The following is a 26,955-nucleotide window of genomic DNA, read 5'->3' as shown; positions in this document are numbered from 1 at the left end:
TCGCGCGCACGTCCGTACCGTCGCATCGCCATGGGAGTCGTCGCCGTTCTGGTGGCCACGCTCCTGGGAGCGGCCATCACGGCACCAGCAGCGCAGGCGGACACCGCGCCGACCGATCCGGCGTCGCCGGCGACGGTGAGCGCGGATCCACTTCCGACCACGCAGATCAACGGCATCGTCTGGGCTCAGGCGGTCGGGGGCAGCAAGGTCTACGCCGGCGGCCAGTTCACGAGCGCGCGCCCGGCGGGCGCTGCAGCCGGGACCAACGAGACGCCGCGGTCGAACCTGCTGGCCTACGACATCGCCACAGGTGTGCTCGACGCCTCCTTCAACCCGCAGGTCAACGGTCGCGTGCTCGCGGCCGCCGTCTCGCCGGACGGCTCGCGACTCTACATCGGCGGCGGTTTCACGTCGGTCGACGGGCAGAACCGGTATCGGCTCGCGGCCTTCAACACCGCAACGGGGCAGCTGATCGCGAACTGGACCCCCGGAACCAACACGATCGTGCAGGGCATCGTCGCCACCGACACCACCGTGTACGTCACCGGTGAGTTCTCGAACGTCAACAACACCGCCCGCACCGGAGTCGCCGCCCTGAGCGCGTCGACCGGTGCCGTGCTCGACTTCAACCCGGTGCTCGCGGGCGGCTACGGCGTCCGCTCGGTCGTCGTGTCCCCCGACGCATCGAAGGTCGTCATCGCGGGGTCGTTCACGTCGACCAACGGTTCCACGAACCCCGGGCGCGGCATGGCTGCGCTCGACGCCGGCACCGGCGCGAGCCTGCCGTGGGCGATCAACAGCGTCATCCGCAACGGAGGCACGGGCGCCTCCATCTACTCGCTCGCATCCGACGGCGACAGCGTCTACGGCAGCGGCTACGACTTCGGCGGCTCGAAGACGGAGGACGACTTCGAGGGCTCGTTCCGCGCGAACTGGAGCGACGGCTCGATGGTGTGGATGGAAGACTGCCACGGCGACACCTACTCGGTGTATCCGACCGGCGGCGTGCTCTACACCGCGGCGCACTCGCACTACTGCGGGAACATCGGGGAGTTCCCGCAGCTCGACCCGTGGAACTTCAACTTCTCGCTCGCCTTCGACAAGAACCCGTCGGACCGCACCATCACGCCGGACATCTACGGCTACCGCAGCTTCACGGGAAATCCGGCGGCGCGACTGCTGCACTGGTACCCCACGTGGCAGCCGGGGACGGTCTCCGGCATGAGCCAGGCGGCGTGGTCCGTCACCGGCGGCGGCGACTACCTCGTCTACGGCGGGGAGTTCACCGCGGTGAGCGGCTCGGCCCAGCAAGGGCTCGTGCGCTTCGCGAAGCCGGGCACCGCGCCGAACAAGGTCGGTCCGACCATCAAGGGTGGCGCCTACCAGATCAGCGCGCAGTCGTTCCGTGCGGGGCAGGCGCGCGTCGCCTGGTCGGCCAACTACGACGCAGACAACGCACGACTGACCTACGAGGTCTTCCGTCGTGATCTCGCGCAGCCGATCCACACGACCACCGCCGATTCCACCTATTGGGTGCGTCCGCGGCTCACCTTCTCGGACACGGCGGTGACGGCGGGTCAGAGCTATGAGTATCGCGTGAAGGTCACCGACCCGAACGGCAACTCCACGACGTCTGACTGGACGCCGGTCACGATCGCTGCCGCCGGCACGTCGAACGCCTACAACGAGGCGATCCTCGCGTCCGAGCCGAAATACTACTGGCCGCTGAACGAGCCGTCCGGCACGTCTGCGACCGACTGGGTCGCGGGCAACGACCTGACTCTGGCCGGTGGCACCACGCGGGGTCAAGCGGGTCAGGCCGTCGGCCAGACCTCGTCCTCCACCGCCTTCAACGGCACCAACGGCACGTCGTCCAGCTCCGTCTCCGAAGCCGCCCCGAACGAGTTCTCGGTCGAGGCCTGGTTCCAGACGACGAGCACGCGCGGCGGCAAGATCGTCGGCTTCGGCAACACCGCCACGGGACTCTCCGGCAACTACGACCGGCATCTCTACATGAGCAACACCGGACAGGTCACGTTCGGCGTGTACCCGGGCTCGGCGCGCACGATCACCAGCAGTGCAGGCCTCAACGACGGCAACTGGCACCATGTGGTTGGCACGATGAGCGCGTCGGGGATGGTGCTCTATGTCGACGGCGTGCGCATCGGCTCGCGCACCGACACCACCGCAGGCCAGAGCTACTCGGGATATTGGCGGATCGGCGGCGACTCCCAGAGCGGATGGCCGTCGGCGGGAACGTCCAACTACCTCAACGCACGGATCGCGGACGTGGCTGTCTACAGCACCGCTCTCACCCGTGACGCGGTCGACGCGCACTGGGTCTCCTCCGGGCGGACCTCGTCCCTGCCCGCGGCTCCGGCCGACGCCTACGGCAAGTCGGTCTACGAGCTCGACCCCACGCTGTACTGGCGACTCGGGGAGACGAGCGGAACGGTCGCCAGGGACTCCGGACGCGATGGCAGCAACGGCACGTACCAGACGGCGGGATCCGCGGCGATCCAACGCAACCAGTCCGGCGCGCTGTCCGGAGTGAGCAACCCAGCCATCCGGTTCACGTCGTCGAAGCTCTTCTCGAGCTGGAACAACCGTCAGACCGTCGTCAGCGCGCGGCAGTACCCGTCGCCCGACGTCTATTCGATCGAGACATGGTTCAAGACCACCTCGAGCGGAGGCGGAAAGCTGATCGGCTTCGGCAACAGCAACGCCAACACCGCCAATGCGAGCGCGAACTACGACCGGCACATCTACATGGATCCGTCCGGCCAGCTCAAGTTCGGCGTCTACAGCGGTGGTTCCTACGTTCTCACCGCGCCGGGTACCTACCGCGACGGCCAATGGCACCATGTCGTGGGACAGCAGTCGGCCAGCGGCATGCAGCTGTTCGTCGACGGCGTCCAGGTGGCATCGAACACGCAGGCGGCATCCGACGACTACGCCGGATACTGGCGTGTGGGTGGGGACACGACCTGGGAGGGCGACCCGTTCTGGGTCGGCACGATCGATGAGGCGGCCGTCTACACGGCACCGCTCACCTCGAGCCAGGTGCTGCAGCACTTCCAGCTGGGCAAGACGGGGCAGCTGAACCAGCTCCCGACGGCGCAGTTCACCGCGACGCCGACCGATCTCTCGGTCGCTTTCGACGCATCGACGTCGAGCGATCCCGAGGGTCCGATCGCGCAGTACTCGTGGAACTTCGGCGACGGTCAGACCGCCACCGGAGTCGCTCCGACGCATGCCTACGCCTCCGCGGGCACCTACACGGTGACGCTCACGGTGCAGGACGCGGGCGGGCTCACGTCGACGGTCACTCATGACGTGATCGCCCGCAACCCGAACGTGCTGCCGACGGCGGCCTTCACCGAGGCGGTGCAATTCCTCTCGGTGGCGTTCGACGGATCCACCAGCACCGACAGCGACGGCACGATCGCCGGGTACTCGTGGAACTTCGGCGACGGCGGCGCAGCCACCGGCGCCACGGCCGAACACGCCTACGCGGCCTCGGGCATCTACGAGGTCTCGCTGACGGTGACCGACGATCGCGGCGGATCCGCCACCACGACGAAGGCGATCACGGTGGAGGCGCAGAACGCGCCGCCCAAGGCCGTGGCCAACGTCGTGCGCGGCGCCGACGGCATGTCCATCTCGGTGGACGGCAGCGGATCGACGGACAGTGACGGCACGGTGACGGCGCACGCCTGGAACTTCGGTGACGGCGCCACCGCCACCGGTGCGACAGCGACTCACACCTATGCGACAGCGGGGACCTACACCGTCACGCTGACGGTCACCGACGACGATGGTGCGACGCACCAGACGACGGCTTCGGTCGCCGTCGCGCCGGCAGCCACCGAAGACGTGATCGCCCGGGACGCCTTCGAGCGGACGGCTTCCTCTTCCTGGGGAACCGCAGATGTGGGTGGGGCGTGGACGACGTCCGGGGGCGCTGCGGCCTTCTCGGTCGGCGACGGTGTGGGCAAGTTCGCACTCGCCCCTGCCGCGACTCGTGAAGCCCGTCTCGCGGGCGTCTCGAGCTCGGAGACGATCACATCGATGACGATCGGCTCGAGCAACGCCACCAGCGGCGGAGCCTTCAACCTGACGGTCAACGGCCGTCAGATCGGCAGCGACGTCTACTCCGGTCGCGTCAAGATCGAGGCCAACGGCGCGATCCGGCTCTACCTGCTGCGCAACGAGACAGCGCTCGGCAACAGCGTCGTGATCCCCGGTAACTATGTCGCGGGCGAGAAGCTCTCGGTCGTCCTGTCGGTCCGCGGCACCTCGCCGACGACGCTTTCGCTCAAGGTCTGGCGCGCGGGGACCACGGAACCGGCCAACCCGCAGTTGCAGGCGACCGATTCCACGGCCGCGTTGCAGGCCGCCGGCTCCGTCGGTCTCAAGATGGCGATCAGCTCGGTGTCGACGGTGTCGTCGGTCATCTCCGTGGACGACTACAAGGTCGTCACCGGTGCCGTGGTGGCGCCACCGCAGAACCAGGCGCCGACGGCCGCGTTCGCCTCCACGACGAACGGACTCACGGCGAACGTCGACGCGGGCGGCTCCACGGACGCGGACGGAACGATCGCGTCGTACGCGTGGAACTTCGGCGACGGGGCGACAGCGTCGGGCGCGACGGCATCGCACGCCTACGCGGCGTCCGGGACGTACAACGTCACTCTGACAGTGACCGATGACGACGGGGCGACGCACGCCGTGACGAACCCGGTGACGGTCACCGCTCCGGTGGTCGACCCGCCGGATCCCACGGGCCCGGTCCCGCTCGCGACGGATGAGTTCGACCGTGCGACGACCGGTGGATGGGGCACAGCTGATCTCGGCGGAGCATGGACGCTGTCCGGCGGCAATGCCGCGTTCAGCACTGCAGCAGGGAAGGGCGTCGTGACGCTCGCACCGTCGCAGACCCGTGAGGCGCGACTGGCGGTGTCGGGCACGAGTACCATCCTCGACGCGACGTTCTCGTCGGATGTCGCTTCGGCCGGTGGCACCGCAAGCATCACGCTCAACGGTCGGACGGTCGGAACGTCGACGTACTCTGCTCGGGTGCGGTTGGAGCCGGCCGGCGTGATCCGTCTCTACATCCTCCGCGATGAGACAGCCATCGGGAACAGCTACGTCGTGCCGACGACCTACGCGCCGGGCCAGGTGCTCCACGCTCGTCTGGCAGTCACCGGGACCAACCCGACGACCGTCGCCGCCAAGGTGTGGGTCGAGGGGCAGGCAGAGCCCGCCGACTGGCAGCTCCAGGGCACTGACGCGACGGCCGCGATGCAGGCCGCAGGTGGCGTCGGCATCAAGACGTCGATCAGTTCGGCATCGACGAACGCCGCGACGAAGTTGTCGTTCGAGCGCTTCGCCGTGGTGGTTCCTCAGTAGAGATGTACCCGAGGAAGGGGCGGGGGCACACGGCCCCCGCCCCCTTTCTCGTGCCGTGGGTCAGTTCCGCGCGTACTCGGGCGTGATACGACCGACGGCTCCCAGGATGCGGCCCTGAGCGAACCAGGTGCGTCGACGCAGCACCGCCTCCGCCGTCATGTCACCGCGCCAGCGGGCCAGGAGCCCCCGTGAAGAGAAGACGACGAGGCGGAGCAGACCGCCTGCGAGGTGCGCGACGCGGAGAGCGAATCGTCGAACGGGGGAACCGTCGCGTGTGAGCAGCCGTGTGCGCATCTGGCCCTGCGAGATGGTGCGTCGACGCACGAACTCCCGGGAGGTTCGCTCCACCGGGATCTCATCGCGTACGACGGAATCTGCGGAAGCCACGATGGAGGCACCCGCAGCGAGAAGGGAACGCCCGAAGAGCATGTCCTCACCGCCGGCAAGGCCGAGGCGGGTGTCGAAGCGCACACCGAGTCCATCGACCTGAGTCGCATCGATGAGGACGTTGCCTGTGGCCAGGGCATCGAGCTGCTGGCCGGTGCGTCGGCGTCGTCGCCGCATGAACCCGCCGGCGACGATCCAGGGATCGGTGCCTTCAGGCCAGACATACTCCACGTAGCCCATGACGACCGCCGGATGGTCCGACGCAGCCCAGATGGACAGGAGGGCGTCCAGCCAGCCCTCCTGGGGCAGCACGTCGTCATCGACCATCGCCACGAGCTCGCCCGGTGTTGCCGCGTCGAGGGCGGCTTGACGAGCCGCTGCGATCCCCGGGGTCGGCTCCGAGACGTAGTCGACGCCCAGCGAGGTGGCCGTCTGCTCTGCGGATCGCATCGGGTCGTTGTCGACCAGCGCGATGCGCATGTTTCTGCCGCTGTCGCCGGCGTGCGCGCGGATGGCTGCGACGAGCGGAGAGAGGAGCTCAGTGCGGCGGAAGGTCGTGACGGCGACGAGGACGGATCGGTCCTCGTCGCGAGGCGACGCTGTGGTCATGGATTCAGTATGCCCCGCTGGGCTGCACCATGACCTTGGCGGTGCGCCACATGATCTGCAGATCGTTCATCACTGACCAGTTCTCGACGTACCGCAGGTCGAGGCGCACGCTCTCGTCCCAGGAGAGATCACTGCGTCCGGAGACCTGCCACAGGCCCGTGATACCGGGCTTGATGTAGAGGCGGCGGAAGACTGTGCCGTCGTATGCGGTGACTTCGCTGGGCAGCGGCGGGCGCGGGCCGACGACGCTCATGTCGCCGATCAGGACGTTCCAGAACTGCGGCAGCTCATCGAGCGAGAGCTTGCGCAGCACTCGGCCGATGCGGGTCACCCGCGGGTCGTCCTTCATCTTGAAGAGGAGGCCGGCGCCCTCGTTCTGTGCCTTTAGCGCGGCGAGCTGCTGCTCGGCATCCGTCTTCATCGAGCGGAACTTGACCATCTTGAAGCGTCGGCCGTCGCGGCCGACACGCTCCTGGAAGAAGAAGACCGGCCCGCGCGAGTCGAGCTTGATGAGCAGCGCCAGCGCCGGTGCCAGCAAGGCGATCGGGATCAACGCCAGCGTGGCGACCGCGATATCGAGCGCGCGCTTGAGCAGGTGCTGTCCGCCTTCATAGGTCGGGATCTGCACCTGGATGAGCGGCAGGCCCTCGACGGGGGCGAAGGAGATGCGGGGGCCGGCGACATCGGTGAGACGGCTGGAGAGCACGAGCTCGGCAGCGGTTCCCTCGAGCTGCCAGCTCAACTGCTTCACGAACTCCGGCTCTCCCTCGGGACGGCTCGCCACGATGATCGTGTCGGCGCCGACCTCGGCCGCGATCGACGACACGGAGTTCACGTTCCCCAGAACTGGGAACCTCGTGTCGCCGATCTCGATGTCGCGCGCGTTGCCGTCGAGCAGCGTCGCGCCGACCACCTGGTAGCCGGACGCACCGATCGGGTGCAGCGTGCGCACCACATACTCCACGTCGTCCCGATTGCCGACGACGAGAGTGCGGGAGGCGAACCTCCCTTGTGAGCGCTGCTTCTGCAGCCAATGGCGCCACAGCCACCTCGTCACGAGCAGCGTCAGCACACCGAGTGGCAGCCCCAGCAGCAGCACCAGTTGCATCGACTCCCATGCGAGCAGCACCGCCACGATGGCGATGACCCCGAAAGCGAGCCCGCTGGCGTGGACCACGCCGCGGTACTCGGTGGCGCTCGCGCGGAACAACGCGGCGTCCCGCGTGTGCAGCGCGCTGAGCATGAGGTACCAGAGCGCGGCGAGGGGGATGCCGTCGCGCAGGACCTCGAGCCCGGAGACACCGGTGACCAGCTGGATCGCTGCCGTCAGACCGACGGCGAACAGGATGACAGCCGCATCCGTGATCCGCAGCCGCATCCGATAGCGGCGCTCCCACTGCCGGCGCCTCTCCAAGGTCGCCGATGCGCGCGGCGTGACAACCGTGCGCGTCACCGACTTGGTGGCTCGCGGAGCCGCCACCGGCACGAATGCCGTACGAGTGATGCTCAGGGCATCCTCGACGGAAGTCATGCCGAGGCCCCTTGAGCCATGAATGTACGCAGATATCCCCAGTGCGTCATTTGATTCCCCAGATTCCCCAGACCATGAACCCCACGTTCACGGCTTCGTCTGCGTCCCGACCCCTCGGGTCCTGCTGACACTTCTTCACGATTCCCACATCGCGGAGTGCGTTTTCGCCGTCCCACACGGCGATCGCTGACAGCAGGCACTGCAGACCTTCATCACTGTAGCGGAACATCACTGCCACGGGAAGGTATTTCTGACGAATGGATGAATCAATCTCGTCAGGAGGGCGTGTCCGGGGGCTATCCTGTCGCGGTGACAGCGAACTCCACCGCACCCCGTTACCAGCTCCGCACGATGCTGCCGCGCGATCCGTCGCAACCTCATCGCACCGCGAGCGTGCTCGAGTTGTTCTTCGACCTCGTCTTCGTCGTGGCCGTGAGTATCGCCTCCGCGCAGTTGCACCATGCCCTCGGGGAGGGGGAGTTCCTGCACGGCATCACCTCCTACGCGATGCTGTTCTTCGCGATCTGGTGGGCCTGGATGAACTTCACCTGGTTCGCCACGTCGTTCGACACCGACGACTGGCTCTATCGCGTCACGACCTTCGTCCAGATGGGCGGCGTGCTCGTCTTCGCCGCCGGCATCCCCCAGGCGTTCAACGAGGGCGACTTCACGATCCCCGTCCTCGGCTACGTGGTCATGCGGGTGGCGATGGTCGCGCAATGGCTGCGGGCCTCCCGGTCGGCGGGACCGCTGCGCTCGGCCACGCGCCGGTATGCCTTCGGCATCGCGGCGGTGCAGGTGCTGTGGATCCTCTTCCTGCTGATCCCGACGGGCCCGATGCAGCTCGTCGCCTTCGTGATCTTCGCGCTGATCGAGGTCGCCATCCCGGTGTTCGCCGAACACCGCAAGCAGACACCGTGGCATCCGCACCACATCACGGAGCGCTACGGGCTGTTCACCCTGATCGTGCTCGGCGAGAGCCTCCTGGCGTCGGCCAACGCCATCATCGACGCGCTCGACGAGGTGGAGAGCCTGGGGCCGCTGATCGCGATCTCGCTGCTCACGCTCGTGGTCACGGCGTCGCTGTGGTGGATCTACTTCTGGCCGCCGCACCATCGCGCCATCACGAGCTTCGGCCGCTCGCTGCGCTACGGGTACACGCACTACTTCGTCTTCGCGGCCGCCGCGGCGTTCTCGGCGGGTATCGAGGTGGAGCTCGACGTGCTGACCGGCGTGAGCCACCTGTCGAACATCACGGCATCGTTCACCGTGACCGTCCCGATCGCGATCTTCCTGGTCGGCATCTGGTGGATCGCGATCCGTGAGAGCGCCGACCGCGTCGTGAACACCGTCGTGCCGCTCGGAGCGCTGCTCGTACTCCTCGACCCGATCCTGCCCATCCCCGTCACGCTCACCGCCCTGATCCTCGTCGGGATCGTCGTGGTGCTGGTGATCCGTCCCCCGGTGGCACCCGCAGACATCGAGAAGGCATAGGACCCGCAAAGACTGCTGATCGGATGCTCTGGGAACCTGGTTCCCTCACCCCGCTCGACGAGAAGGAGCCAGACCATGAGCATTCCGGAACCCACCCAGACGCCTGACGGCCCCGCCTACGAGGGGCGGTTGCTCGACCGCGCCGATGAGGAGGTCGTCGATCAGGGAGTCGCCTTCGACATCCGCACGCTGATGAGTCGGCGTGGTGTGCTCGGACTCGCCGGCGTCGGCCTCGGGGCCGTGGTGCTCGCGGCCTGCGCGCCGTCCGCGTCGGGCGGCTCGTCGAGCTCCCCGACGCCCGCCGAGACGTCAGCGGCCTCCACGGATTCCGCGGATGCGACGGAGATCCCCGATGAGACGGCCGGACCGTATCCGGGCGACGGCTCGAACGGCCCGGACGTGCTCGAAGACTCGGGCATCGTGCGCCGGGACATCCGCTCGTCCATCGACGGCGGGGCGACCGCCGAAGGGGTGCCACTCACGTTCGAGTTGCAGATCCTGGACCTCGCGAACGGGGGAGTGCCGTTCGCGGGCGTCGCGGTGTACGCCTGGCATTGCACGGCGCAGGGCGAGTACTCCATGTACTCCTCGGGCCTGGAAGACGTCACCTACCTGCGCGGGGTGCAGGTGGCGGACGACGACGGCAGGGTGTCGTTCACCTCGATCTTCCCCGGGTGCTATTCGGGCCGCTGGCCGCATATCCACTTCGAGGTCTATCCCGACGTCGAATCGATCACCGACTCGACCGCGGCCATCGCCACGTCGCAGTTGGCGCTGCCGGAGACCGCGTGTGCGGCCGTCTACGCCCAGTCGGCGTATGACGGTTCGGCGAGCAACCTGTCCCGGATCACACTCGCGAGCGACAACGTGTTCGGCGACGACTCCGGGTCTCTGCAGCTCGCGACCGTCGCCGGAAGCGTCGCGGCGGGGTACACGGCCTCTCTGGTCGTGGGCGTGGACACGACGACGGCGCCGGCCTCCGGCTCCGCGCCCGGCGGTGGGCAGGCTGGACAGGGTGGTGGGCGGCCGCCCTCGAGCTGAGGGTGAGACAGCGCGATTCGAGGGCGGCGCGACCGTCTGCTATGCTGATCATGCAACGTGTGTGCATCGCCCCTCTCGGCCGCCACGTCGCCACTGATCAGGGCCATTACGGACCGCGCACATCGATGCGTGCGGAATCCGCCCTCGATCTGACATCTTGCGGAGCGCCGATGCGTGTCCGCCACACAGCAATGAGCACCACCATGAGCACCACCACCTTTCCCCCGTCCGATCCGTTGACCTGGAAGCAGGCCGACGACGATGTGCACGTCGCGACGCGCGCCGGCGAGTTCGCCGGCTTCGTCGAGTTCGACGGCACCGCGCACCTCGTGCGCGACAACCACGGCACCGAGCTCGGCTCGTTCGACTCCCTCGACGACGCCTTCCACGCGCTCGAGGACGCGCACGAGCCGGCCGGGCGCGGGTCCGTCTTCGCCCCGATGCTTCCGCGCGCCTGGCGCCGCAGGACCCGCCGCGCCCGCGCCTGAGCCGCGGCGCCCGTCGGCTCCTGCACGGATCGTCGCACAGCACGGGCGGCCGTGGCCTGCCGGGCGTGTGCCCGCCGCGCATGGATCTGGGGGCTCGTCGAGAGGTTCCGATGTATTCCCTGACGCGCATGGAGCTAGGGCTACTGTGAGGTAAGCGTTGGGCAGCTGCCTTGGGCTTTCACAGCTCAAGGGCTCCGATCGTCAGGAGAAGATCATCTCCAGCACACAGATCGTACCGACCGCGGCAACGCTGGGTCCGATTCGTCAGACGTATTCCGGCAACGCGGACTTCCCGCCCATGGCCAAGGCGTACAAGCAGGTCTCGCAGGTGGTCAAGGAGACCGGGCTGCTGCAGAGGACCCAGTGGTTCTACATCTTCGTGACCGCCGGTATCGCGGTCGCGCTCGGTGGCCTCATCACCGGCTTCATCCTGCTCGGCGACAGCTGGTTCCAGCTGCTCATCGCCGCGGGCCTCGGCATCGTCCTGACGCAGATCGCCTTCCTCGGGCACGAAGCCGCGCACCGTCAGATCCTCACCACGGGCCCGGCGAACTTCAAGCTCGCCCGCATCGTGATCGCCAGCATCGGCATGAGCTACTCCTGGTGGGATTCGAAGCACACCAAGCACCACGGGAACCCGAACCAGGTCGGCAAGGACCCGGACATCGAGGTCGACACTGTCTCGTTCCTCGAAGAGGATGCCGCGAAGGCGAAGGGCCTGATCAAGCTGATCACCCGCAAGCAGGGCTGGCTCTTCTTCCCGCTGCTCACCCTCGAGGGGCTGAACCTCCACTACCTCGGCCTGAAGTACCTCATGACGACGAAGAACGTCAAGGGACGCTGGACCGAGCTCGGCATCATCGCGCTGCGGTTCGTCCTCATCCTCGTGCCCGTCTTCATGATGCTGCCGCTCGGCATGGCCTTCGCCTTCATGGGCGTGCAGTTCGCGGTGTTCGGCGTCTACATGGGGGCCGCGTTCGCACCGAACCACAAGGGCATGCCGATCATCGAGCCGGGCGCCCGCCTCGACTTCTTCACCAAGCAGGTCCGCACCTCCCGCAACATCAGCGGTGGATGGTGGACGACCTGGCTCATGGGCGGACTCAACTACCAGGTGGAGCACCACCTCTTCCCGAGCATGCCGCGACCGCACCTCGCGAAGGCGCGAGAGATCGTGCGCGACTACTGCGCGGCGAACGACGTGCCGTACACGGAGACCAGCCTGGGCCGCTCGTACATGATCGTGATCGAGTACCTGAACCGCGTCGGACTCTCCGCCGGCGCCGACCCCTTCGACTGCCCGGCAGTCGCGCAGTTCGGTCGGGCCTAGCCCCCGCAGACATCACCGGGCCCGATCAGTCCGGGAACGACAGAGGCGCGAGCAGGAATTCCTGCTCGCGCCTCTGTCGTCGGCGTGTCTACTTGGAGGACTTCTTCTTGGTCTCCACCACGTCGATCGTGATCTTCTCGAGCGGGCGGTCGTCGTCGAGCTCATCCTCGAGGACCTCGTCGCCGAGGAAGGTCTCCTCCGGCGTCTCGTCCGCGGCGACCTCGACAGCGGCCGGGGCGGCGGTCGCATCCGCTGCGGTGATCTCCGACGGCAGCGAGTCGTCGGAGAAGATGCCGTCGGGGCGGATCAGCTCGCGCACCTCGGCCATGAAGCTCGACAGCTGCTGCTGCTGCCAGCGCAGCTGACGGGTGCGGTCCTCCGCGTCGTGCAGCACCGCAGTGGTGTGGCCGGTGACCGAATCGACGATCTTCTGCGCCTTCGCGCGAGCGCGCTCGAGCGTCTCGCGTGCACGGACCTGGGCTTCGGCTTCGATCGCCTGAGCCTGCGAGCGAGTCAGTCGCTCGTAGTCCTCGGCGCGCGCCGAGATCCGCTGGGCGTGCTCGAGGGATGCGGTGACCTGCTCGTTGGCGTCGTTGGTGATGCGCTCGGCGTGCGCCACGGCCTGGTTGTGCAGCACGAGGAACTCCTGCTGCGCATCGTCCTGGCGGCGGGTGAGGGTCTCCTCGAACTCCAGCACGCGGGCGTTCATGTCACGCACGTCACGCTCGGCGTCGGCACGCAGCTGGGTCGTCTCGCGGGTGACGAGGGAACGCAGCGCGGCCGCGCCCTTCTCGGCCTCGGTGCGGATCGCCGTCGCCTCCTGCGCGGCCTGGTTCACCTTCTCGGCGGCATGTGCGGCTTCGCGCTCGATGCGGGCCTCGTGCGCGGTGTACTCGGTGTCCATCTTCAAGCGCACCTGGTCGGCATCGCGCTGCGCCTGGGCGGTGATCCGCTCGGCGTCGGCGTCGGCCTCGGCGCGCTGCGCGGTCACCTCCTCGCGGGCGGAGGTCATCAGGCGGTCGGCCTGCACGGCCGCGTTCTGGATCAGGACGTTCGCCTGCTCTTCCGCGACCCGCAGGATCGCCTCGAACTGCTGGCGGGACGGGGCCTCTTCGCCCTCCGGCTGCGGAGCGTCGACGAGCTCGGAGGTCAGGGTCGCGACCTGCTGCTCGGCATCGGATGCCTTGGCGTTCGCGGCCGTGAGCTCGCTCTCCAGGGCCTCGCGGGCCTTGCGCTCCTCTTCCCGCACCGCTTCGACGGCGTCCTCTTCGCGGGCCTGTGCCTCGGCGACGTCGGCGGCGGCCTGCTTCAGCTGGTTGCGGAGGGTCGTGAGTGCCGCGTCGACCTCGCCCTTGTCGTAGCCGCGGAAGCCGATCGTGAACGCGCCCTGCTGGTCGCGCGGGGTGGTCTCGATCAGCTGGTCGAAGAAGTCCGGCGAGCGCTCGGCGTCGCGGTCGGCGGTTCCGGGGGATTCGCTCATGGGTTCTTGCCTTTCTGGCGTGGCCACACCGGGAGCGGCGGCTCCATCCCGACTGGCGGGACCGTGTGGACCGGAGGAGGTCGTCAGGGCGCACGCCACCACCGTGACCCGGCGGAGGCCCGGCGGGCAGGGCGCGGGTCCCAGCCTAGTTGCGTCTGCCGGATGTTGCGCGCCCGGTTCTCCCAGGCTGCGTGCGCCGCGCGCCAGGAGCCGCGTCGACGCTCAGGCGTCCCGCTCCCACCGGGCGTTCCTGTCGTCGACGAGCGCGCCGCGGAGATACTCGGCGGGTGCGCCCTCCGCGACCGGGACGTCGCGGGCTTCCGCGGCCGATGCCACCCGAGAACGCAGCTCCTTCCACAGCGGCGCCGTCTGCGGAACGCCCATGTATTCGCGGAACGTCTCCACCTGCATCCGCGTCCCGTCCGGATCGGCGACGAGTCGCACGATCGTGTCATCCGGCTCGAGGAATCGGATGCCGTAGCCGCCGTCGCTGCGGATGACGTACTCCTTCCGCTTGTTCGCCATCGCCGCGGCGGCGATCTCGCGGGCGAGGGGCTCCGGGGCGTGGATGACCAGCGTGGTGCCGAACTCCCCGAGCGTCTTGACCAGCTGCCCCGCGACGAACTTCTTTCCGGCCTCGTCGCCGGCGCGGGAGGCTCCCCGGTTCAGGCGGCTCTTGAGCACGGGGCCGCCGATGATGAGTGCGAGGATCAGCAGGCCGAGGAGGATATAGAGGAGGATGTCCACGGCCACAGCGTAGTGGGATCCGGTGCCGGCGCCGGACGTTCGGCGGGCGGCGTCAGCGCAGCGTGATCAGGTGGTCCAGGATCAGCTCGCCCGATGCATTGAGTGCCTGCATCATCTCGGCGATCACCCGGGCGTCGACCGGCGGATTCTCGGCGCTGTCGAACCCGAACTGGAGCGGGATGGCGGGGTGGATCCAGACGGTCGCGCGCTGATCCTCACCGCTGTTGACGGGCCGCCACGTCATCATGAAGCTCTCCTGGCGTCGCAGCTTCGTCGCGATCACGATCTTCAGGTGCGCCAGCGTCACGTCTTCGATGAGGATGGGATCCGAGGTCCCGTCGTAGCGCAGTCTGCCCATACTGCACGGTACACCGTGCCGTACCTCTGCCTCTTCTCGGGCGCTCACGCAATCCCCTTCTGTGCAACCCCGGCCCGGCGTTACCGTCGCTGGATCGCGGCCGTGCACGAGGACGATTGGAGGGCGAGATGCAGACGATCGCACGCACCCGGATGGTGGTCGATGAAGTCGGGTTCTTCCTGGCTCCGGGGCAGGATGTCGCAGACCTCAAGCATCGGATCGTGGAGGCATTGCGTGCCGGCGGCGCGTTCGTCGAGTTCGACGTGGTGGGCGACGACTCGGTGAGCATTCTCGTCTCCGCGTCCACCCACGTCGTGATCTCACTCGAGAGCGTCGACGTCGACGTGGGCGTGGGCGGCACCGGTCATGATGCCGCCCACTACGGCGGTGATTTCGACTTGGTGTGATCGCTCGCTCGTGCGCCGAACCGCCGCTTCGTACAGCGCGGCGGCGGCGTATCGTTGGCGCATGGCCGACCCCACGTTCGAGGAGATCGCGGCCGCACTGTACGCCGGGCCTCCCGAGGCGTTCGTGTCGTCGCGCAAAGCCCGCGCGGAGGATGCGGGCGACGCCGACCTCGCGTCCCGCATCCTCGGTCTGCGAAAACCGTCGATCGCCGCGTGGGTGGTGAACGTCTTCGCGTCGGAGCGCGCGGCACAGCTGGGCGAGGCGCTGCAGTTGGCACGCGAACTGCGGGAGGCGCAGGACGATCTGGATGCTCCCGCACTGGCGAAGCTCGGCCGGGAGCGTCGGGCCCTCACCCGTCGACTCGCCGAGACCGCCGCGGAGCTGGCCGGCTCGCGCGGTGAACGCGTCACCCCGGCGACGCTCGACGCCGTCGAGCAGAGCATTTCCGCGGCCTTCTACGACCCGGCCGCGGCGGGAGCCGTGGCCTCGGGTCGGCTGTCGCGGGCGCTCGCCCCCTCGGCCACGACGAGCGACATCCGCGACGCCGTGGCCGGCGACATCCCGGCGCTGGAACCCGAGTCGCCGCGGCCGCCGGATGAGTTGAAGGCGCGCCGGGCGCGTCGTGACGCCGAGCGCGAGGTCGCGGCTGCCGAGAAGGAGCAGGCATCGGCCGAGCGCGACCTCACGGCGCGTGATGCGGCGCTGCAGACGCTGCGCACCCGTGCGAAGGAGCTGGCCGAGCGGGCGGCAGAGCTCGAGGCCCAGCTCACACGGGTCCGCGCCGACGCGTCCGGGGTGGAGCAGGACCTCCCCGGTGCGGAGCAGAGCCGGGCTGCGGCGGTCACGCGTGCGGATGGCGCGGCGAAGGCCGTGGACCTGGCGCGGAAGGCGTTGGAGGCGCTGTGACGACGTCAGGCGCCACTCGCGGCTGAGCGGTGGACGAGGCGGCCGCGGAGGAACGGCAGCGTCGGCGCTCGGTACTCCAGAACACCGTCATCCTCCGGTGCGAGGGCGATCTCGGCCTGTCCGAAGCGCCACACGCGAGTGAACAGATACACGCCGATGGTCGCCGTCCGGTCGGATGGAACCTGCCACGTGCCCGGGCCCCATTGCGTCGGTTGCCCGCGTCCGCCGATGACGAGTGTCGGCTTGATCCCCACGTAGAGCGCGAGCCGCGGCCTGTGCATCGTGAGTTCGATCCGGCGCGTGGGCTGATGCTCGTCGTCCATGATGCTCGAAGCCTAACGGCCGCGCCGAGGCGGGGAGACCTTCCGAAGGGCCCGAAGGCCCGTCACAGGATCCGTCGCCGGAGGAATTCCGCGCTTCGTCCTCTACGGGCGCGGCCGTGTCGTGAGACGTGCGGGCTATCGTCTCGTCGCGCCGAGAGCGACTCGACTCGGCGCGGAGAGAGGTTCGCCGACACCGGAGGCGGTGAGCGGACCGAGCATGTCGTCGAGCCAGGCGATGCTGTCCTGCACCCAGTTGCGGGCCCGGGCGGGCAGAAGGCGCGCGTTGAGATGCGCGGCGCCGGTGGCGAATCCGTGCGATCCGTAGGCGTACACGTGCGCCTCGAACGGGACGCCCGCATCCCCCAGCGCGGTGGCGAAGGTGAGCGTGTTCTGCACCACGGTGGTGGTGTCGTCGCGCGCATGGAACAGGAAGCACGGGGGCGTCCCCTCTCCGACGTGCTCAGCCGGGTAGGGCATGCCGAGCTGGCACGCGTCGGCGTCGGACGGAAGGATCACGGGATAACCGAGCACGGCCGCCGCCGGGCGATGCGCTGACATCGTGGCGGCGACGGCGGCGAGGTGTCCACCCGCCGAGAACCCGATGACCGCGACCTTCTCCGGATCGAGGTGCCAGCTGTCGGCGTTCGCGGCGATGAGGCTCATGGCCTGCTCGTAGTCGTCCAGGGGGCGTGGCCAGGCGCTGTGATCACCGACGGAGTAGCGGAGCACGAACGCCTGGTATCCGGCGGCGAGGTACGGGAACGCGACGGGATCCGCCTCGCGGTCGCTGCAGTAGTGGTAGCCACCACCCGGCAGGATGAGGACGGCCGGGCGTGCGGTGACGCCGTCGAACTCTCCGTCCACGGGCTGGATGAATGTCGTGAGGGTGACGCCTCTCTCGGCGTCGAGGGTGACGATCTCACTGCGCATGGGGAGCCTTTCGAGATGGTGACGGGCGTGGCCCGGTCTTCCGGATGGACGACGTCACGGTCGTCAGAGCTCCGCCCACGGTATCTCGGGGCTGGGGTGGAAGGCGATGCCGTTCTGCCGCCAGGAGGGTGCGAGCGACGCGATCCGGGTGCGGAAGGATTCCCACGTCCGTTCCGGCGTATCTCTCGGCGACCAGGCGATCTCGCCAGGGCAAAGCAAAACCCCCGCCATGTAGAAGCTAGGCGAGGGTTTCTGGAGTGATTGTAACGATCACTCGTGTGGCTCCGACCGGCATCGATCCGGTGACCTTTCGATTTTCAGTCGAACGCTCTACCAACTGAGCTACAGAGCCGCGCGACCGGCGAACCTGTCGCGTCCTAGACGAAGAGCCCTCTCCGAAGAAAGAGCTCATCGCACGGAGCGACCCTGACGGGACTTGAACCCGCGACCTCCGCCGTGACAGGGCGGCACGCTAACCAACTGCGCTACAGGGCCATACTTGTTTTCAATTGTATCGGAAGGTGTGACCCCAACGGGATTCGAACCCGTGCTACCGCCGTGAAAGGGCGGCGTCCTAGGCCGCTAAACGATGGGGCCGAGTCAGTCCCGGGGGACTTCCTTGCCGACGCTCAAGCATAAGGGATGATTCGGGCAAATCGCGAATCGAGGGCGCGGCGCCGTTCCCCGGGCGTGTTTCCGGAGGACCATGGAGGGGTTGGCTGTGCGGCGACGACCACGGGATCCCTCTGGTGCGGATGTGAAAGTTGTTGTTAGTGTGGCAACTGTGAAACCGGCGGAAGGGGCCGTGTGAACGACAAGATCACGCTGGATGCTGCTGTTGAGGCAGCATCCGAGGACTGCGGCTGCGCGCCCACTCCGACCGAACGCCGCGCATTCGGCAAGATGAACGTCAGTCGACGCGGTGCGCTCGGCATCGGTGTTCTGAGTGTCGTCGCGCTCAGCGCCTTCGGCATCTCCAATGGCGTCTCCGCCGCTTACGCCGCGTCGTACCCGAGCTGGGACGACGTGCAGCGGGCGAAGAACAACGAGGCCGCCAAGGCCGCCGAGGTCACGCGCATCGAGGGACTCATCCAGTCCCTCACCCAGAAGGTCGCCGAGACCCAGGCTGCGGCCAAGGTGGCAGCAGACGAGTTCTACGAGGCCCAGCAGCAGTACTTCGCCGCGGCCACGGAAGCGGACACCCTGCAGGCGAAAGCCGACGAGCAGGCGGCGGTCGCCGACGCCTCCGCACGCAAGGCCGGCCAGGTGGCCGCTCAGCTCTATCGCAACGGCGGCGACGACACCTCGCTCGAGTTGTTCTTCGCCGGCTCCGCCAACAACGCCGATGAGCTGCTCGCGCGCCTCGGCACGATGGACAAGCTGCTCGAGTACAACCAGTCGGTCTACGACAACGCCGTCGCCGCCCGCAACTCCGCGCAGTCCCTCAGCGACCAGGCGGTCGTCGCTCGTGACGAGCGCGATCGCCTGCAGAAGATCGCCGAAGAGAAGATGGTCGCGGCACAGCAGGCGGCGGACGCCGCTCAAGCGGCGCTGGACGAGCAGTCCGCCAACCTCGCCACGATGCAGGCGCAGCTGGCTGCCCTCAAGGACGCGACGACCCAGACCGTCGCCGGTTACCAGGCCGGCGTCGAAGCCGAGGCGAAAGCCCGTCGCGAACGCGAAGCCGCCGAACGGGCAGCAGCTGCTGCCGCTGCCGCTGCCGGTGGTGGCGGAGGAGGCGGTGGCGGTGGAGGCGGCGGTGGAAGCCAGGGTACCGGCGGGTGGTGCCGTCCTCACGGCGGTGGCAAGAGCTCCGGCTACGGCCCGCGTTCGCAGCAGTGCGGACCGCAGGGCTGCTCGTCGAGCTTCCATTACGGCACCGACTTCGCGAACGGCTGTGGATCCGCGATCTATGCGGCGCAGTCGGGCACGGTCGACTACGCCGGGTACAACGGCGGCTACGGCAACTACATCCGCATCCAGCACGGCGGCGGCATCGGAACCGGATACGCACACATCCGCGACGGCGGAGTCCTCGTGCGCTCCGGCCAGTGGGTCAACTCGGGTCAGGTCATCGCGTACGCGGGCAACACGGGACGTTCGTTCGGCTGCCACCTGCACTTCGAGGTCTACGTCAACGGAGGGGCCGTCAACCCCGTGGTCTTCCTCGGGCAGCGCGGCGTCTCCGCCTGATCCCTCATCCTCGACGAAAGACCCCCGGCCGCTGAGCGGTACCGGGGGTCTTTCGTCGTTCGTGTCGGTGAGCCCGAGGTCAGTGCCCCTGCTCGCCGAAGCGGACGATGGCTTCGTCGAGGATGCGCTGCGCCTCGGCGGCGTTGCCCCACTCGTCGACCTTGACCCATTTGTTGGGCTCGAGGTCCTTGTAGTGCTCGAAGAAGTGCGAGATCTCCTTCTTCGTGTACTCCGCGATGTCTTCGATGTCCTGGATGTGCGCCCAGCGCGGGTCCTTCGACAGCACGGCGACGAGCTTGTCGTCGCCGCCGGCCTCATCGCTCATCTTCAGCACGGCGACGGGACGGACCTCGACGACGACGCCCGGGTAGATGGCGTGGTCCAGCAGCACGAGCACGTCGAGCGGGTCGCCGTCCTCGCCGAGCGTGTTGTCGAAGTAGCCGTAGTCGGCCGGGTAGCCGAAGGTCGTGTAGAGAACACGGTCGAGGTGCACTCGCCCGGTCTCGTGGTCGACCTCGTACTTCACGCGGCTGCCGCGCGGGATCTCGATGACGGCGTCGTGTGCGCCCATGCGTGTGCTCCTCAGGAAAAGTTCGGTTGGATGCCGCGGACTAGCCTACCCGCGGCTCTCGTGCGCCCGTCCGCGCCCGTCCGCGTCCGCCTGCTCACGTGCCGGTCTCCACCTCCGGCGCAGGCGCTGCGTCGTGATGCCGGCGGAAGAGGCGATTCAGCAGGCGGCTCGTCGGGTCGCTCAGGAGCAACAGGAAGAGTCCGGCATATCCGTCCGGAGAGGCGGCGACCGCGATCGCCAGCGCCGCGGAGAACAGGATGATCGCGGCGAGGTCACCGATCGCCCCCAGGCGGATGGTCTCGGTCGACACCGTGCCGAGTTCGCGATGCCGCGCGAGATAGAGCCAGCCGGCGAGGGTGGTGACCTGGGTCATGATCAGCGTGCCGATGTAGACGACCGCCTGCAGCGGGTCGGTGTCCATCTGCCCGATCATGGCGGTGGGAACAGGCAGCCAGACGATCGTCGCCATCCACGCGATGTTGATCCACAGCAGGGGTCCGGTGACGAACTCCACGTCGCGGTACTGGCGATGGTGCCCCATCCAGAACGTCGCGATGAGGAGGAAGCTCAGGCCGAAGCTGAGCAACTGACCCGAATGCTCATCCAGGAACTCGGCCGTGCTCATGTGTCCCGATGCCGCCTCGGAGACGGACTCCATCAGCGGCAGGATGAGCAGCGTCATGGCGATCGCGACGACCGCGTCGACGAACGCCTTGAAGCGTTCGGTCCGAAACGGCGTCGCGCGCGGAGCATCGGTCACGGCGTCAGGATAGACCCTGCATGCGCGTCAGCTGAAGGTCTCGGGGCGCGGGGAGCAAGGCCGTGCCCTACCGTGGAACCGTGCCCTCCCTGTCTCCCGCCATCGCCGAGATCCGCCTCGCCGTGCGCACCGCGCTCGCCGACCTCCCCGAGGGATCGACGGTGATCGTCGCGCTCTCCGGGGGCGCGGACTCGCTCGCGCTGACCGCCGCCACGACCTTCGAAGCGCGCAGCCGCAGCATCCGGGTGCTCAGCGCGACCGTCGACCACGGGCTGCAGGACGGGTCGGCTCACGTCGCGAGCACGGCGGCGGTCGCGGCAGAGGGACTCGGTGTCGATGACGCACTGCAGACCCGCGTCGAGGTCGACAGAGCATCCGGCACCGGGACCGAGGCAGCTGCTCGTGACGCCCGCTACACCGCCCTCGCGGGTATCGCGCGGGGGGAGCGAGCATCTGCCGTGTTCCTCGGTCACACCCTCGACGATCAGGCCGAGACCGTGTTGTTGGGTCTCGCCCGGGGTTCCGGCGCGACCAGCCTGCAGGGCATGGCTCCGTCGCGGGAAGACGAGGACGGACTCCGATGGATCCGCCCGCTGCTCGGGGTGCGCCGGGAGACGACGCGCGCGTTCTGCGCCGCCTCCGACCTGACGCCGTGGAACGACCCGCACAACCTCGACGGCCGCTTCGCCAGGGTTCGGGTGCGCGAGCGAGTGCTTCCGGTTCTCGAGGCGGAACTCGGGCCCGGGATCGCCGAGGCCCTCGTCCGCACCGCCGAGCAGCTCCGCGAGGATGCCGAGGCCTTCGACGAGATGATCCACGAGACGATCGAGGACATCGTCGAGCACGCGGAGGCCGGGATCTCCGTCAGCGTCGCCGCGCTCGCCGCGAACCCCGCGGCGCTGCGCAACCGGATCATCCGTCTCGTCGTCGACAGCGAGTTCGGCGTGAGTCTCACGCGGACGCAGACGACGGAGGTCGCCCGCCTGGTCACCGATTGGCGTGGTCAGGGGCCGATCGATCTGCCCGAATGCTCGGCCGCGCGCGCGGGCGGCCGCATCGTCTTCTCGGCATCCGGTCGCTGAGAGCGTTTCACCTCGGTCGCCTCCGGCGTCCTCGCTCGACGACCGGATGCCGGCCAGGTGCTCGGCCCTCTTACTTCTTCCCGCCGAAGAGGCCGCCGAGGATGCCTCCGAGGTCGATACCGCCGCCGGATCCGCCAGTCTTGCCGCCGCCGAGCAGTCCGCCGATCACATCTCCGATGCCGCCGCCGGACCCGCTGCCGCTCCCCCCGCCGAGGAGGCCCCCGATGAGGTCGCCGATGCCGCCGGAGCTCTCCGCGCCGGCATCCGTCTTCGCGGTCTTGTCCTTGTTCGCGTTCGCGATCAGACCCATCACGATGGGAGCGAGGATCGGGAGGAGCTTGCCGAAGTCGATGCCCGGGGTCGCCTTCGACTCCGTGAGCTCCTTCGTGACCTCCGTCTTCTTCGAGCCGAGGATGTGCGCGACGATCTTGTCGCCGTCGGCCTGATCGATGTCGTCGACCTTCGCCGCGCCGGACGCGCCCTCGTGCTTCTTCAGCGCGTTCTGGATCGCCGCGGAGCCCTCGTCGGTCTCGGCATTCTTCGCGAGGCCGCCCAGCAGCACGGCGCCGCCCTGCTCGACAGCGACTCTGGCCTCGTCCCGGGAGACGCCGAGCTTCTCGGCGATGTCGTCGATCGGAACCTGCGCGAGGATGTCGTCAAGAGCCATGGTGAATCCTTCCGTCCGGGGCGTCCGCCCGTGTCACCGCTCACAGTAGTGCGGAAGCCTCGGGTTGGGGAGATGCCTTCCCGATCGACGAACTTGTGACCGACCATCCGATCACGTCACCTAAAATCGATCCATGCGCGCCGCGGAGATCCAGGACGACCTTGCACAGATCCTCGTCACAGAGGAGGAGATCCTCGCCAAGCTCGACCAGCTCGCGGCGCAGGTCGCCGACGACTACGCCGGTAAGGATCTGGTCCTCGTCGGCGTCCTCAAGGGGGCCGTCATGGTCATGGCCGACTTCGCGCGCGCCCTGCCGTTCCACGCTCCGATGGACTGGATGGCCGTGTCGAGCTACGGCGCGAGCACGAAGTCGAGCGGTGTCGTGCAGATCCGCAAAGACCTCGACACCGACCTCAACGGCAAGCACGTGCTGATCGTCGAGGACATCATCGACTCGGGCCTGACCCTCAGCTGGCTGCTCGAGAACTTCGGATCGAGGGGAGCGGAGTCGATCGAGGTGCTGGCGCTGTTGCGCAAGCCGGAAGCCGCGAAGGTCGTGATCGACTGCAAGTACGTCGGCTTCGACATCCCCACCGACTTCGTCGTCGGATACGGCCTCGACTACGACGAGCGCTACCGCAACCTGCGCGACGTCGCTGTGCTCGCCCCGCACGTCTACTCCTGACGCTCGTCGGCGGCCCTGAGCCCGTCGAGCGGTACGCCGTGGGTGAACGCACAGCGACCCCCTAGGGCGCGCGCGATACGCTGATCCGATCATGGATGTGAAGAAGCTCACCCGGAATCCGCTGATCTACGTCGCGCTGATCGGCGTGCTGCTCTTCGGCGGTTTCCTGCTGATCTCGAATCTGGGTGCGCCCAAGCAGATCACGACTCAGGAGGGGCTGAAGCTCCTCTCCGGCGAGACGGTCACCGAGGTCGTGAACACCGACGGCGATCAGCGCGTCGACATGACGCTCTCGAAGCCGTTCGAGGGCTCGGAGAACGTGCAGTTCTACTACGTCGACGCCCGCGCCGACGAGGTGGTCAGCGCGATCAACGAGGCCGCTCCCAAGGACGGCTTCAACGACGCCGTCCCGCGTGCGACGTGGTTCGACGGCTTCCTCTCGCTCCTCCTCCCGCTCGTGCTGCTGGGCCTGCTGTTCTGGTGGCTCCTGTCGTCCATGCAGGGCGGCGGCGGCAAGGTCATGCAGTTCGGCAAGTCCAAGGCCAAGCTCGTCAGCAAGGAGACACCGACCGTCACCTTCGCCGATGTCGCGGGTGCCGATGAGGCCATCGAAGAACTCCACGAGATCAAGGAGTTCCTGCAGGACCCCGCGAAGTTCCAGGCGATCGGCGCCCGCATCCCGAAGGGCGTGCTCCTGTACGGCCCTCCCGGGACCGGAAAGACGCTCCTCGCCCGTGCGGTCGCCGGCGAGGCCGGTGCCCCCTTCTACTCGATCTCCGGATCCGACTTCGTCGAGATGTTCGTCGGTGTCGGTGCCTCCCGCGTGCGCGACCTCTTCGGCCAGGCCAAGGAGAACGCACCGGCCATCATCTTCATCGACGAGATCGACGCCGTCGGACGCCACCGCGGTGCCGGCATGGGCGGCGGAAACGACGAGCGCGAGCAGACCCTCAACCAGATGCTGGTCGAGATGGACGGCTTCGACCCGAACGCGAACGTGATCGTGATCGCGGCGACCAACCGCCCCGACATCCTCGACCCCGCGCTCCTGCGCCCCGGTCGTTTCGACCGTCAGATCGGCGTCGACGCCCCCGACCTCAAGGGCCGCCAGAAGATCCTCGAGGTGCACAGCAAGGGCAAGCCGCTCGCGAAGAGCGTCGACCTCGAGGTCGTCGCCCGCAAGACCCCCGGTTTCACCGGTGCCGATCTGGCGAACGTGCTCAACGAGGCCGCTCTCCTCACCGCGCGGTCGAACGCGCAGCTGGTCGACAACCGCGCCCTCGACGAGGCCATCGACCGCGTGATCGCCGGTCCGCAGCGCCGCACCCGCGTGATGCGCGACAAGGAGAAGCTCATCACGGCGTACCACGAGGGCGGACACGCGCTCGCGGCGGCGGCGATGAACTACACCGACCCGGTCACCAAGATCACGATCCTGCCGCGCGGCAAGGCACTCGGTTACACGATGGTCCTGCCGCTGGACGACAAGTACTCGGTCACCCGCAACGAACTCCAGGACCAGCTGACCTACGCCATGGGCGGCCGTGTCGCCGAGGAGATCATCTTCCACGACCCGACCACCGGGGCCTCGAACGACATCGAGAAGGCGACCTCGATCGCCCGCAAGATGGTGCTCGAATACGGCATGACCACACAGGTCGGACCGGTCAAGCTCGGCAGCGAGGGCGGCGAGCCGTTCGCCGGCCGCGACATGGGCCGTGGCCGCGAGTACTCCGAGCGGGTCGCCGAGCGCGTCGACGCCGAAGTGCGGGCGCTCATCGAGCAGGCGCACAACGAGGCGTACGAGGTCATCAGCGCGAACCGCGACATCCTCGACAAGCTGGCTCTGGCGCTGCTCGAGGAGGAGACCCTCGACCACAACCAGATCGCGGAGATCTTCACCGAGGTGAAGAAGCTTCCGGAGCGCCCGCTGTGGCTGTCGAGCGAAGACCGTCCGGTGTCGGAGCGGCCTCCGATCGAGGTGCCGAAGAAGGACGTCTCGCTGGCGGCATCCGTCGAGGCTCCGACCACTGCGGCGCGCACCCAGCAGGGATCGGCGGGAGCCGGGAACCCGCGACCCGCGACGGCGTGACGTGACCGTCGACAGGCAGCGTGTCGAGCGACTCAATCGGGAGCTGCTCGAGGCGATCGGCGAGGATCCGGATCGACCGGGACTGAAGCAGACCCCGGCGCGTATGGCCGAGCTGTACTCCGAGTTCTTCTCCGGAGTCGGCGAGGATGCCGCGGAACCGCTCGCCCGCACCATCAGCGTGTCGCGGGGACCGGCTCCGGACACCCTGCCCTCGGGTGCGGTGCTGTTGCGTGACATCCGCTTCCGCTCCGTGTGCGAGCATCATCTGCTCCCGTTCGCGGGTCATGCCCACATCGCCTATCTCCCGGGGGAGCAGGTCGTCGGGCTCGGGGCGCTGGTGCGCGTCGTCGAGATCCTCGCCGCGCGCCCGCAGGTGCAGGAGCGCCTCGGTGAGCAGATCGCCGACACGATCGCGGAGCATCTCGACACCCGAGGGGTGCTCGTCGTGCTCGACGCGAGCCACGGCTGCGTCACGATGCGCGGCGGGCGGCAGCCCGAGGCCTCGACACTCACGATCGCGGCGCGCGGGGAGTACACCGACGCCGTCGCCAGGACGGAGCTCATCACCTTGATCGGCGCCTCAGCGAGTCCGGCTGCCTCCGGCATGGACTCGGGGACGGCGCGCCGATGACCGGCATCTGGGGGATCGTCAACGTCACCCCCGATTCGTTCAGCGACGGCGGACGCTACCTCGACGTCGACAGGGCGGTCGCCCACGGTCTGCGGCTGCGAGCGGAAGGTGCAGCGGTGCTCGACGTCGGCGGCGAGTCGACCCGGCCCGGCGCGGAGCGCGTCGGTGCTGACGTCGAGCAGCAGCGGGTGATCCCCGTGATCGAACAGCTCACGGCGGCAGGCGTGCCCGTCAGCATCGACACGCTCAGCGCCGAGACGGCGGTCGCGGCCGTGCGTGCGGGCGCCAGGATCGTGAACGACGTCTCCGGAGGCCTCGCCGATCCGGAGATGCGCGCGGCTGTCGCGGAGTCCGGTGCGGATTTCGCGATCGGCCACTGGCGCGGCTTCTCCGACGACATGTATGCGAACGCCGAGTACCGTCGCGTGGCGCGGGAAGTCGCGGGAGAGCTGCAGGAGCGCATCAGCGAGGCGGCCTCCTCCGGAATCGCCCCGTCACGGCTGATCGTCGATCCGGGCATCGGCTTCGCGAAGACCGGTACGCAGAACTGGGACGTGCTGCGCGGACTCGACGAGATCGTCGCGCTCGGTCCACGGGTGCTCGTCGGCACCTCGCGCAAACGATTCCTGGCGGAGCGACTGCGCCAGGAATCCGACATCGAGGTCTCCGAGGCTCGGCGCGACCTCGCGACCGCGGTGACCAGCGCTCTCGCCGCCAGGGCCGGCGTCTGGGCGGTGCGGGTGCACGATGTGGCCGCGACGCGCGACGCGCTCGCGATCGCGCACGCCTGGGAAGGCTGAGGGGCGGCGGGGCGACCCCCGTACGCTAGA

The 26,955-nt window shown here is 68.3% G+C and carries 23 protein-coding genes and 3 tRNA genes; 13 read left to right on the top strand and 13 right to left on the bottom strand.

Annotated features, from left to right (window positions below):
* Positions 1-30 precede the first annotated feature (30 nt).
* The gene (locus tag CQ042_RS20790) at positions 31-5,412 is read left to right on the top strand and encodes a PKD domain-containing protein (protein ID WP_308736976.1); all 5,382 of its coding nucleotides are present in this window, start codon (positions 31-33) and stop codon (positions 5,410-5,412) included.
* Positions 5,413-5,472: 60 nt separating this feature from the next.
* Here CQ042_RS20790 and CQ042_RS05420 read toward each other — a convergent pair whose 3' ends face one another.
* The gene (locus CQ042_RS05420; protein ID WP_105669448.1) at positions 5,473-6,408 is read right to left on the bottom strand and encodes a glycosyltransferase family 2 protein; all 936 of its coding nucleotides are present in this window, start codon (positions 6,406-6,408) and stop codon (positions 5,473-5,475) included.
* 4 nt (positions 6,409-6,412) lie between these two features.
* Complete coding sequence (locus CQ042_RS05415; RefSeq protein ID WP_105669447.1) at positions 6,413-7,939, bottom strand: sugar transferase; 1,527 nt, start codon at positions 7,937-7,939, stop codon at positions 6,413-6,415.
* Between the two features lie 351 nt (positions 7,940-8,290).
* Here CQ042_RS05415 and CQ042_RS05405 point away from each other — a divergent pair, with 351 nt between their 5' ends.
* From CQ042_RS05405 to CQ042_RS05390, 4 genes are all read left to right on the top strand, one after another.
* Positions 8,291-9,433 carry a low temperature requirement protein A gene (locus tag CQ042_RS05405; protein WP_105669612.1) on the top strand — a complete coding sequence of 381 codons (1,143 nt, stop codon included), beginning with the start codon at positions 8,291-8,293 and terminating at the stop codon, positions 9,431-9,433.
* Positions 9,434-9,508: 75 nt separating this feature from the next.
* Positions 9,509-10,474: an intradiol ring-cleavage dioxygenase gene (locus CQ042_RS05400; RefSeq protein WP_105669445.1), complete on the top strand. Its 966-nt coding sequence runs from the start codon at positions 9,509-9,511 to the stop codon at positions 10,472-10,474.
* Between the two features lie 203 nt (positions 10,475-10,677).
* Entirely contained in the window at positions 10,678-10,962 is a 285-nt protein-coding gene (locus CQ042_RS05395; protein ID WP_105669444.1) for a hypothetical protein, read from the top strand.
* A gap of 211 nt (positions 10,963-11,173) precedes the next feature.
* Positions 11,174-12,292 (top strand): acyl-CoA desaturase, encoded by a 1,119-nt coding sequence (locus tag CQ042_RS05390; protein ID WP_181157474.1) that lies wholly within the window; start codon positions 11,174-11,176, stop codon positions 12,290-12,292.
* Between the two features lie 88 nt (positions 12,293-12,380).
* Here CQ042_RS05390 and CQ042_RS05385 read toward each other — a convergent pair whose 3' ends face one another.
* From CQ042_RS05385 to CQ042_RS05375, 3 genes are all read right to left on the bottom strand, one after another.
* Positions 12,381-13,772 (bottom strand): cell division initiation protein, encoded by a 1,392-nt coding sequence (locus tag CQ042_RS05385; RefSeq protein ID WP_105669443.1) that lies wholly within the window; start codon positions 13,770-13,772, stop codon positions 12,381-12,383.
* A gap of 222 nt (positions 13,773-13,994) precedes the next feature.
* The gene (locus tag CQ042_RS05380; RefSeq protein ID WP_258132044.1) at positions 13,995-14,519 is read right to left on the bottom strand and encodes a hypothetical protein; all 525 of its coding nucleotides are present in this window, start codon (positions 14,517-14,519) and stop codon (positions 13,995-13,997) included.
* A 52-nt stretch (positions 14,520-14,571) separates the two neighbouring features.
* Positions 14,572-14,877 carry a hypothetical protein gene (locus CQ042_RS05375; protein ID WP_105669441.1) on the bottom strand — a complete coding sequence of 102 codons (306 nt, stop codon included), beginning with the start codon at positions 14,875-14,877 and terminating at the stop codon, positions 14,572-14,574.
* Between the two features lie 128 nt (positions 14,878-15,005).
* Between CQ042_RS05375 and CQ042_RS05370 the strand changes: the two genes are divergently transcribed.
* Entirely contained in the window at positions 15,006-15,284 is a 279-nt protein-coding gene (locus CQ042_RS05370) for a hypothetical protein (protein WP_105669610.1), read from the top strand.
* Positions 15,285-15,345: 61 nt separating this feature from the next.
* A complete protein-coding gene (locus CQ042_RS05365; protein WP_105669440.1) occupies positions 15,346-16,191 on the top strand; it encodes a transposase in 846 nt (281 codons plus the stop codon).
* Between the two features lie 5 nt (positions 16,192-16,196).
* Here CQ042_RS05365 and CQ042_RS05360 read toward each other — a convergent pair whose 3' ends face one another.
* The 5 genes from CQ042_RS05360 to CQ042_RS05340 all read right to left on the bottom strand — a co-directional run bounded on the left by CQ042_RS05360 (position 16,197) and on the right by CQ042_RS05340 (position 18,041).
* The gene (locus tag CQ042_RS05360) at positions 16,197-16,514 is read right to left on the bottom strand and encodes a hypothetical protein (protein WP_105669439.1); all 318 of its coding nucleotides are present in this window, start codon (positions 16,512-16,514) and stop codon (positions 16,197-16,199) included.
* A gap of 135 nt (positions 16,515-16,649) precedes the next feature.
* On the bottom strand, positions 16,650-17,444 hold the full coding sequence (locus CQ042_RS05355) for an alpha/beta hydrolase (protein ID WP_105669438.1): 795 nt from the start codon (positions 17,442-17,444) through the stop codon (positions 16,650-16,652).
* A 279-nt stretch (positions 17,445-17,723) separates the two neighbouring features.
* Positions 17,724-17,796 (bottom strand) — tRNA-Phe (locus CQ042_RS05350).
* Positions 17,797-17,865: 69 nt separating this feature from the next.
* Positions 17,866-17,939, bottom strand: a tRNA-Asp gene (locus CQ042_RS05345).
* Between the two features lie 29 nt (positions 17,940-17,968).
* Positions 17,969-18,041 (bottom strand) — tRNA-Glu (locus CQ042_RS05340).
* Between the two features lie 210 nt (positions 18,042-18,251).
* Between CQ042_RS05340 and CQ042_RS05335 the strand changes: the two genes are divergently transcribed.
* Positions 18,252-19,637: a M23 family metallopeptidase gene (locus CQ042_RS05335; protein ID WP_105669437.1), complete on the top strand. Its 1,386-nt coding sequence runs from the start codon at positions 18,252-18,254 to the stop codon at positions 19,635-19,637.
* Between the two features lie 79 nt (positions 19,638-19,716).
* Here CQ042_RS05335 and CQ042_RS05330 read toward each other — a convergent pair whose 3' ends face one another.
* Both CQ042_RS05330 and CQ042_RS05325 read right to left on the bottom strand, forming a co-directional pair.
* A complete protein-coding gene (locus tag CQ042_RS05330) occupies positions 19,717-20,208 on the bottom strand; it encodes an inorganic diphosphatase (RefSeq protein WP_105669436.1) in 492 nt (163 codons plus the stop codon).
* 94 nt (positions 20,209-20,302) lie between these two features.
* The gene (locus CQ042_RS05325) at positions 20,303-20,968 is read right to left on the bottom strand and encodes a TMEM175 family protein (RefSeq protein ID WP_105669435.1); all 666 of its coding nucleotides are present in this window, start codon (positions 20,966-20,968) and stop codon (positions 20,303-20,305) included.
* A gap of 80 nt (positions 20,969-21,048) precedes the next feature.
* Between CQ042_RS05325 and tilS the strand changes: the two genes are divergently transcribed.
* Positions 21,049-22,050 carry a tRNA lysidine(34) synthetase TilS gene (gene tilS, locus CQ042_RS05320; RefSeq protein ID WP_105669434.1) on the top strand — a complete coding sequence of 334 codons (1,002 nt, stop codon included), beginning with the start codon at positions 21,049-21,051 and terminating at the stop codon, positions 22,048-22,050.
* A gap of 70 nt (positions 22,051-22,120) precedes the next feature.
* Here the strand turns inward: tilS and CQ042_RS05315 are convergent, their stop codons facing one another.
* Entirely contained in the window at positions 22,121-22,717 is a 597-nt protein-coding gene (locus tag CQ042_RS05315) for a DUF937 domain-containing protein (protein WP_105669433.1), read from the bottom strand.
* A gap of 133 nt (positions 22,718-22,850) precedes the next feature.
* Here CQ042_RS05315 and hpt point away from each other — a divergent pair, with 133 nt between their 5' ends.
* From hpt to folP, 4 genes are all read left to right on the top strand, one after another.
* Positions 22,851-23,402 (top strand): hypoxanthine phosphoribosyltransferase, encoded by a 552-nt coding sequence (hpt, locus tag CQ042_RS05310; RefSeq protein ID WP_105669432.1) that lies wholly within the window; start codon positions 22,851-22,853, stop codon positions 23,400-23,402.
* A gap of 91 nt (positions 23,403-23,493) precedes the next feature.
* Positions 23,494-25,494: an ATP-dependent zinc metalloprotease FtsH gene (gene ftsH, locus CQ042_RS05305; RefSeq protein ID WP_105669431.1), complete on the top strand. Its 2,001-nt coding sequence runs from the start codon at positions 23,494-23,496 to the stop codon at positions 25,492-25,494.
* Position 25,495: 1 nt separating this feature from the next.
* Complete coding sequence (gene folE / locus CQ042_RS05300) at positions 25,496-26,125, top strand: GTP cyclohydrolase I (protein WP_105669430.1); 630 nt, start codon at positions 25,496-25,498, stop codon at positions 26,123-26,125.
* Positions 26,122-26,925 (top strand): dihydropteroate synthase, encoded by an 804-nt coding sequence (gene folP / locus CQ042_RS05295; RefSeq protein ID WP_105669429.1) that lies wholly within the window; start codon positions 26,122-26,124, stop codon positions 26,923-26,925. The genes folE and folP overlap by 4 nt, the downstream gene beginning before the upstream one ends.
* Positions 26,926-26,955 lie beyond the last annotated feature (30 nt).

Origin of the sequence: Microbacterium sp. MYb62 (assembly GCF_002979475.1) — a bacterium.
In the GTDB taxonomy this organism is placed as follows: Bacteria; Actinomycetota; Actinomycetes; order Actinomycetales; family Microbacteriaceae; genus Microbacterium.
The sequence above is the reverse complement of the archived record's forward strand: the minus strand, read 5'-3'. Positions and strand labels throughout refer to the sequence as shown.

Bases quoted from the DNA above. Each gene is read 5' to 3' on its own strand.
- CQ042_RS05400 (WP_105669445.1), top strand. From the start codon at position 9,509: ATGAGCATTCCGGAACCCACCCAGACGCCTGACGGCCCCGCCTACGAG.
- CQ042_RS05395 (WP_105669444.1), top strand. From the start codon at position 10,678: ATGAGCACCACCACCTTTCCCCCGTCCGATCCGTTGACCTGGAAGCAG.
- CQ042_RS05370 (WP_105669610.1), top strand. From the start codon at position 15,006: ATGCAGACGATCGCACGCACCCGGATGGTGGTCGATGAAGTCGGGTTC.
- CQ042_RS05315 (WP_105669433.1), bottom strand. From the start codon at position 22,717: ATGGCTCTTGACGACATCCTCGCGCAGGTTCCGATCGACGACATCGCC.
- folP (WP_105669429.1), top strand. From the start codon at position 26,122: ATGACCGGCATCTGGGGGATCGTCAACGTCACCCCCGATTCGTTCAGC.
- CQ042_RS05420 (WP_105669448.1), bottom strand. From the start codon at position 6,408: ATGACCACAGCGTCGCCTCGCGACGAGGACCGATCCGTCCTCGTCGCC.
- CQ042_RS05360 (WP_105669439.1), bottom strand. From the start codon at position 16,514: ATGGACGACGAGCATCAGCCCACGCGCCGGATCGAACTCACGATGCAC.
- CQ042_RS05365 (WP_105669440.1), top strand. From the start codon at position 15,346: ATGGCCGACCCCACGTTCGAGGAGATCGCGGCCGCACTGTACGCCGGG.
- ftsH (WP_105669431.1), top strand. From the start codon at position 23,494: ATGGATGTGAAGAAGCTCACCCGGAATCCGCTGATCTACGTCGCGCTG.
- CQ042_RS05415 (WP_105669447.1), bottom strand. From the start codon at position 7,939: ATGACTTCCGTCGAGGATGCCCTGAGCATCACTCGTACGGCATTCGTG.
- CQ042_RS05330 (WP_105669436.1), bottom strand. From the start codon at position 20,208: ATGGGCGCACACGACGCCGTCATCGAGATCCCGCGCGGCAGCCGCGTG.
- hpt (WP_105669432.1), top strand. From the start codon at position 22,851: ATGCGCGCCGCGGAGATCCAGGACGACCTTGCACAGATCCTCGTCACA.
- CQ042_RS05385 (WP_105669443.1), bottom strand. From the start codon at position 13,772: ATGAGCGAATCCCCCGGAACCGCCGACCGCGACGCCGAGCGCTCGCCG.
- CQ042_RS05405 (WP_105669612.1), top strand. From the start codon at position 8,291: ATGCTGCCGCGCGATCCGTCGCAACCTCATCGCACCGCGAGCGTGCTC.
- CQ042_RS05355 (WP_105669438.1), bottom strand. From the start codon at position 17,444: ATGCGCAGTGAGATCGTCACCCTCGACGCCGAGAGAGGCGTCACCCTC.
- CQ042_RS20790 (WP_308736976.1), top strand. From the start codon at position 31: ATGGGAGTCGTCGCCGTTCTGGTGGCCACGCTCCTGGGAGCGGCCATC.
- CQ042_RS05375 (WP_105669441.1), bottom strand. From the start codon at position 14,877: ATGGGCAGACTGCGCTACGACGGGACCTCGGATCCCATCCTCATCGAA.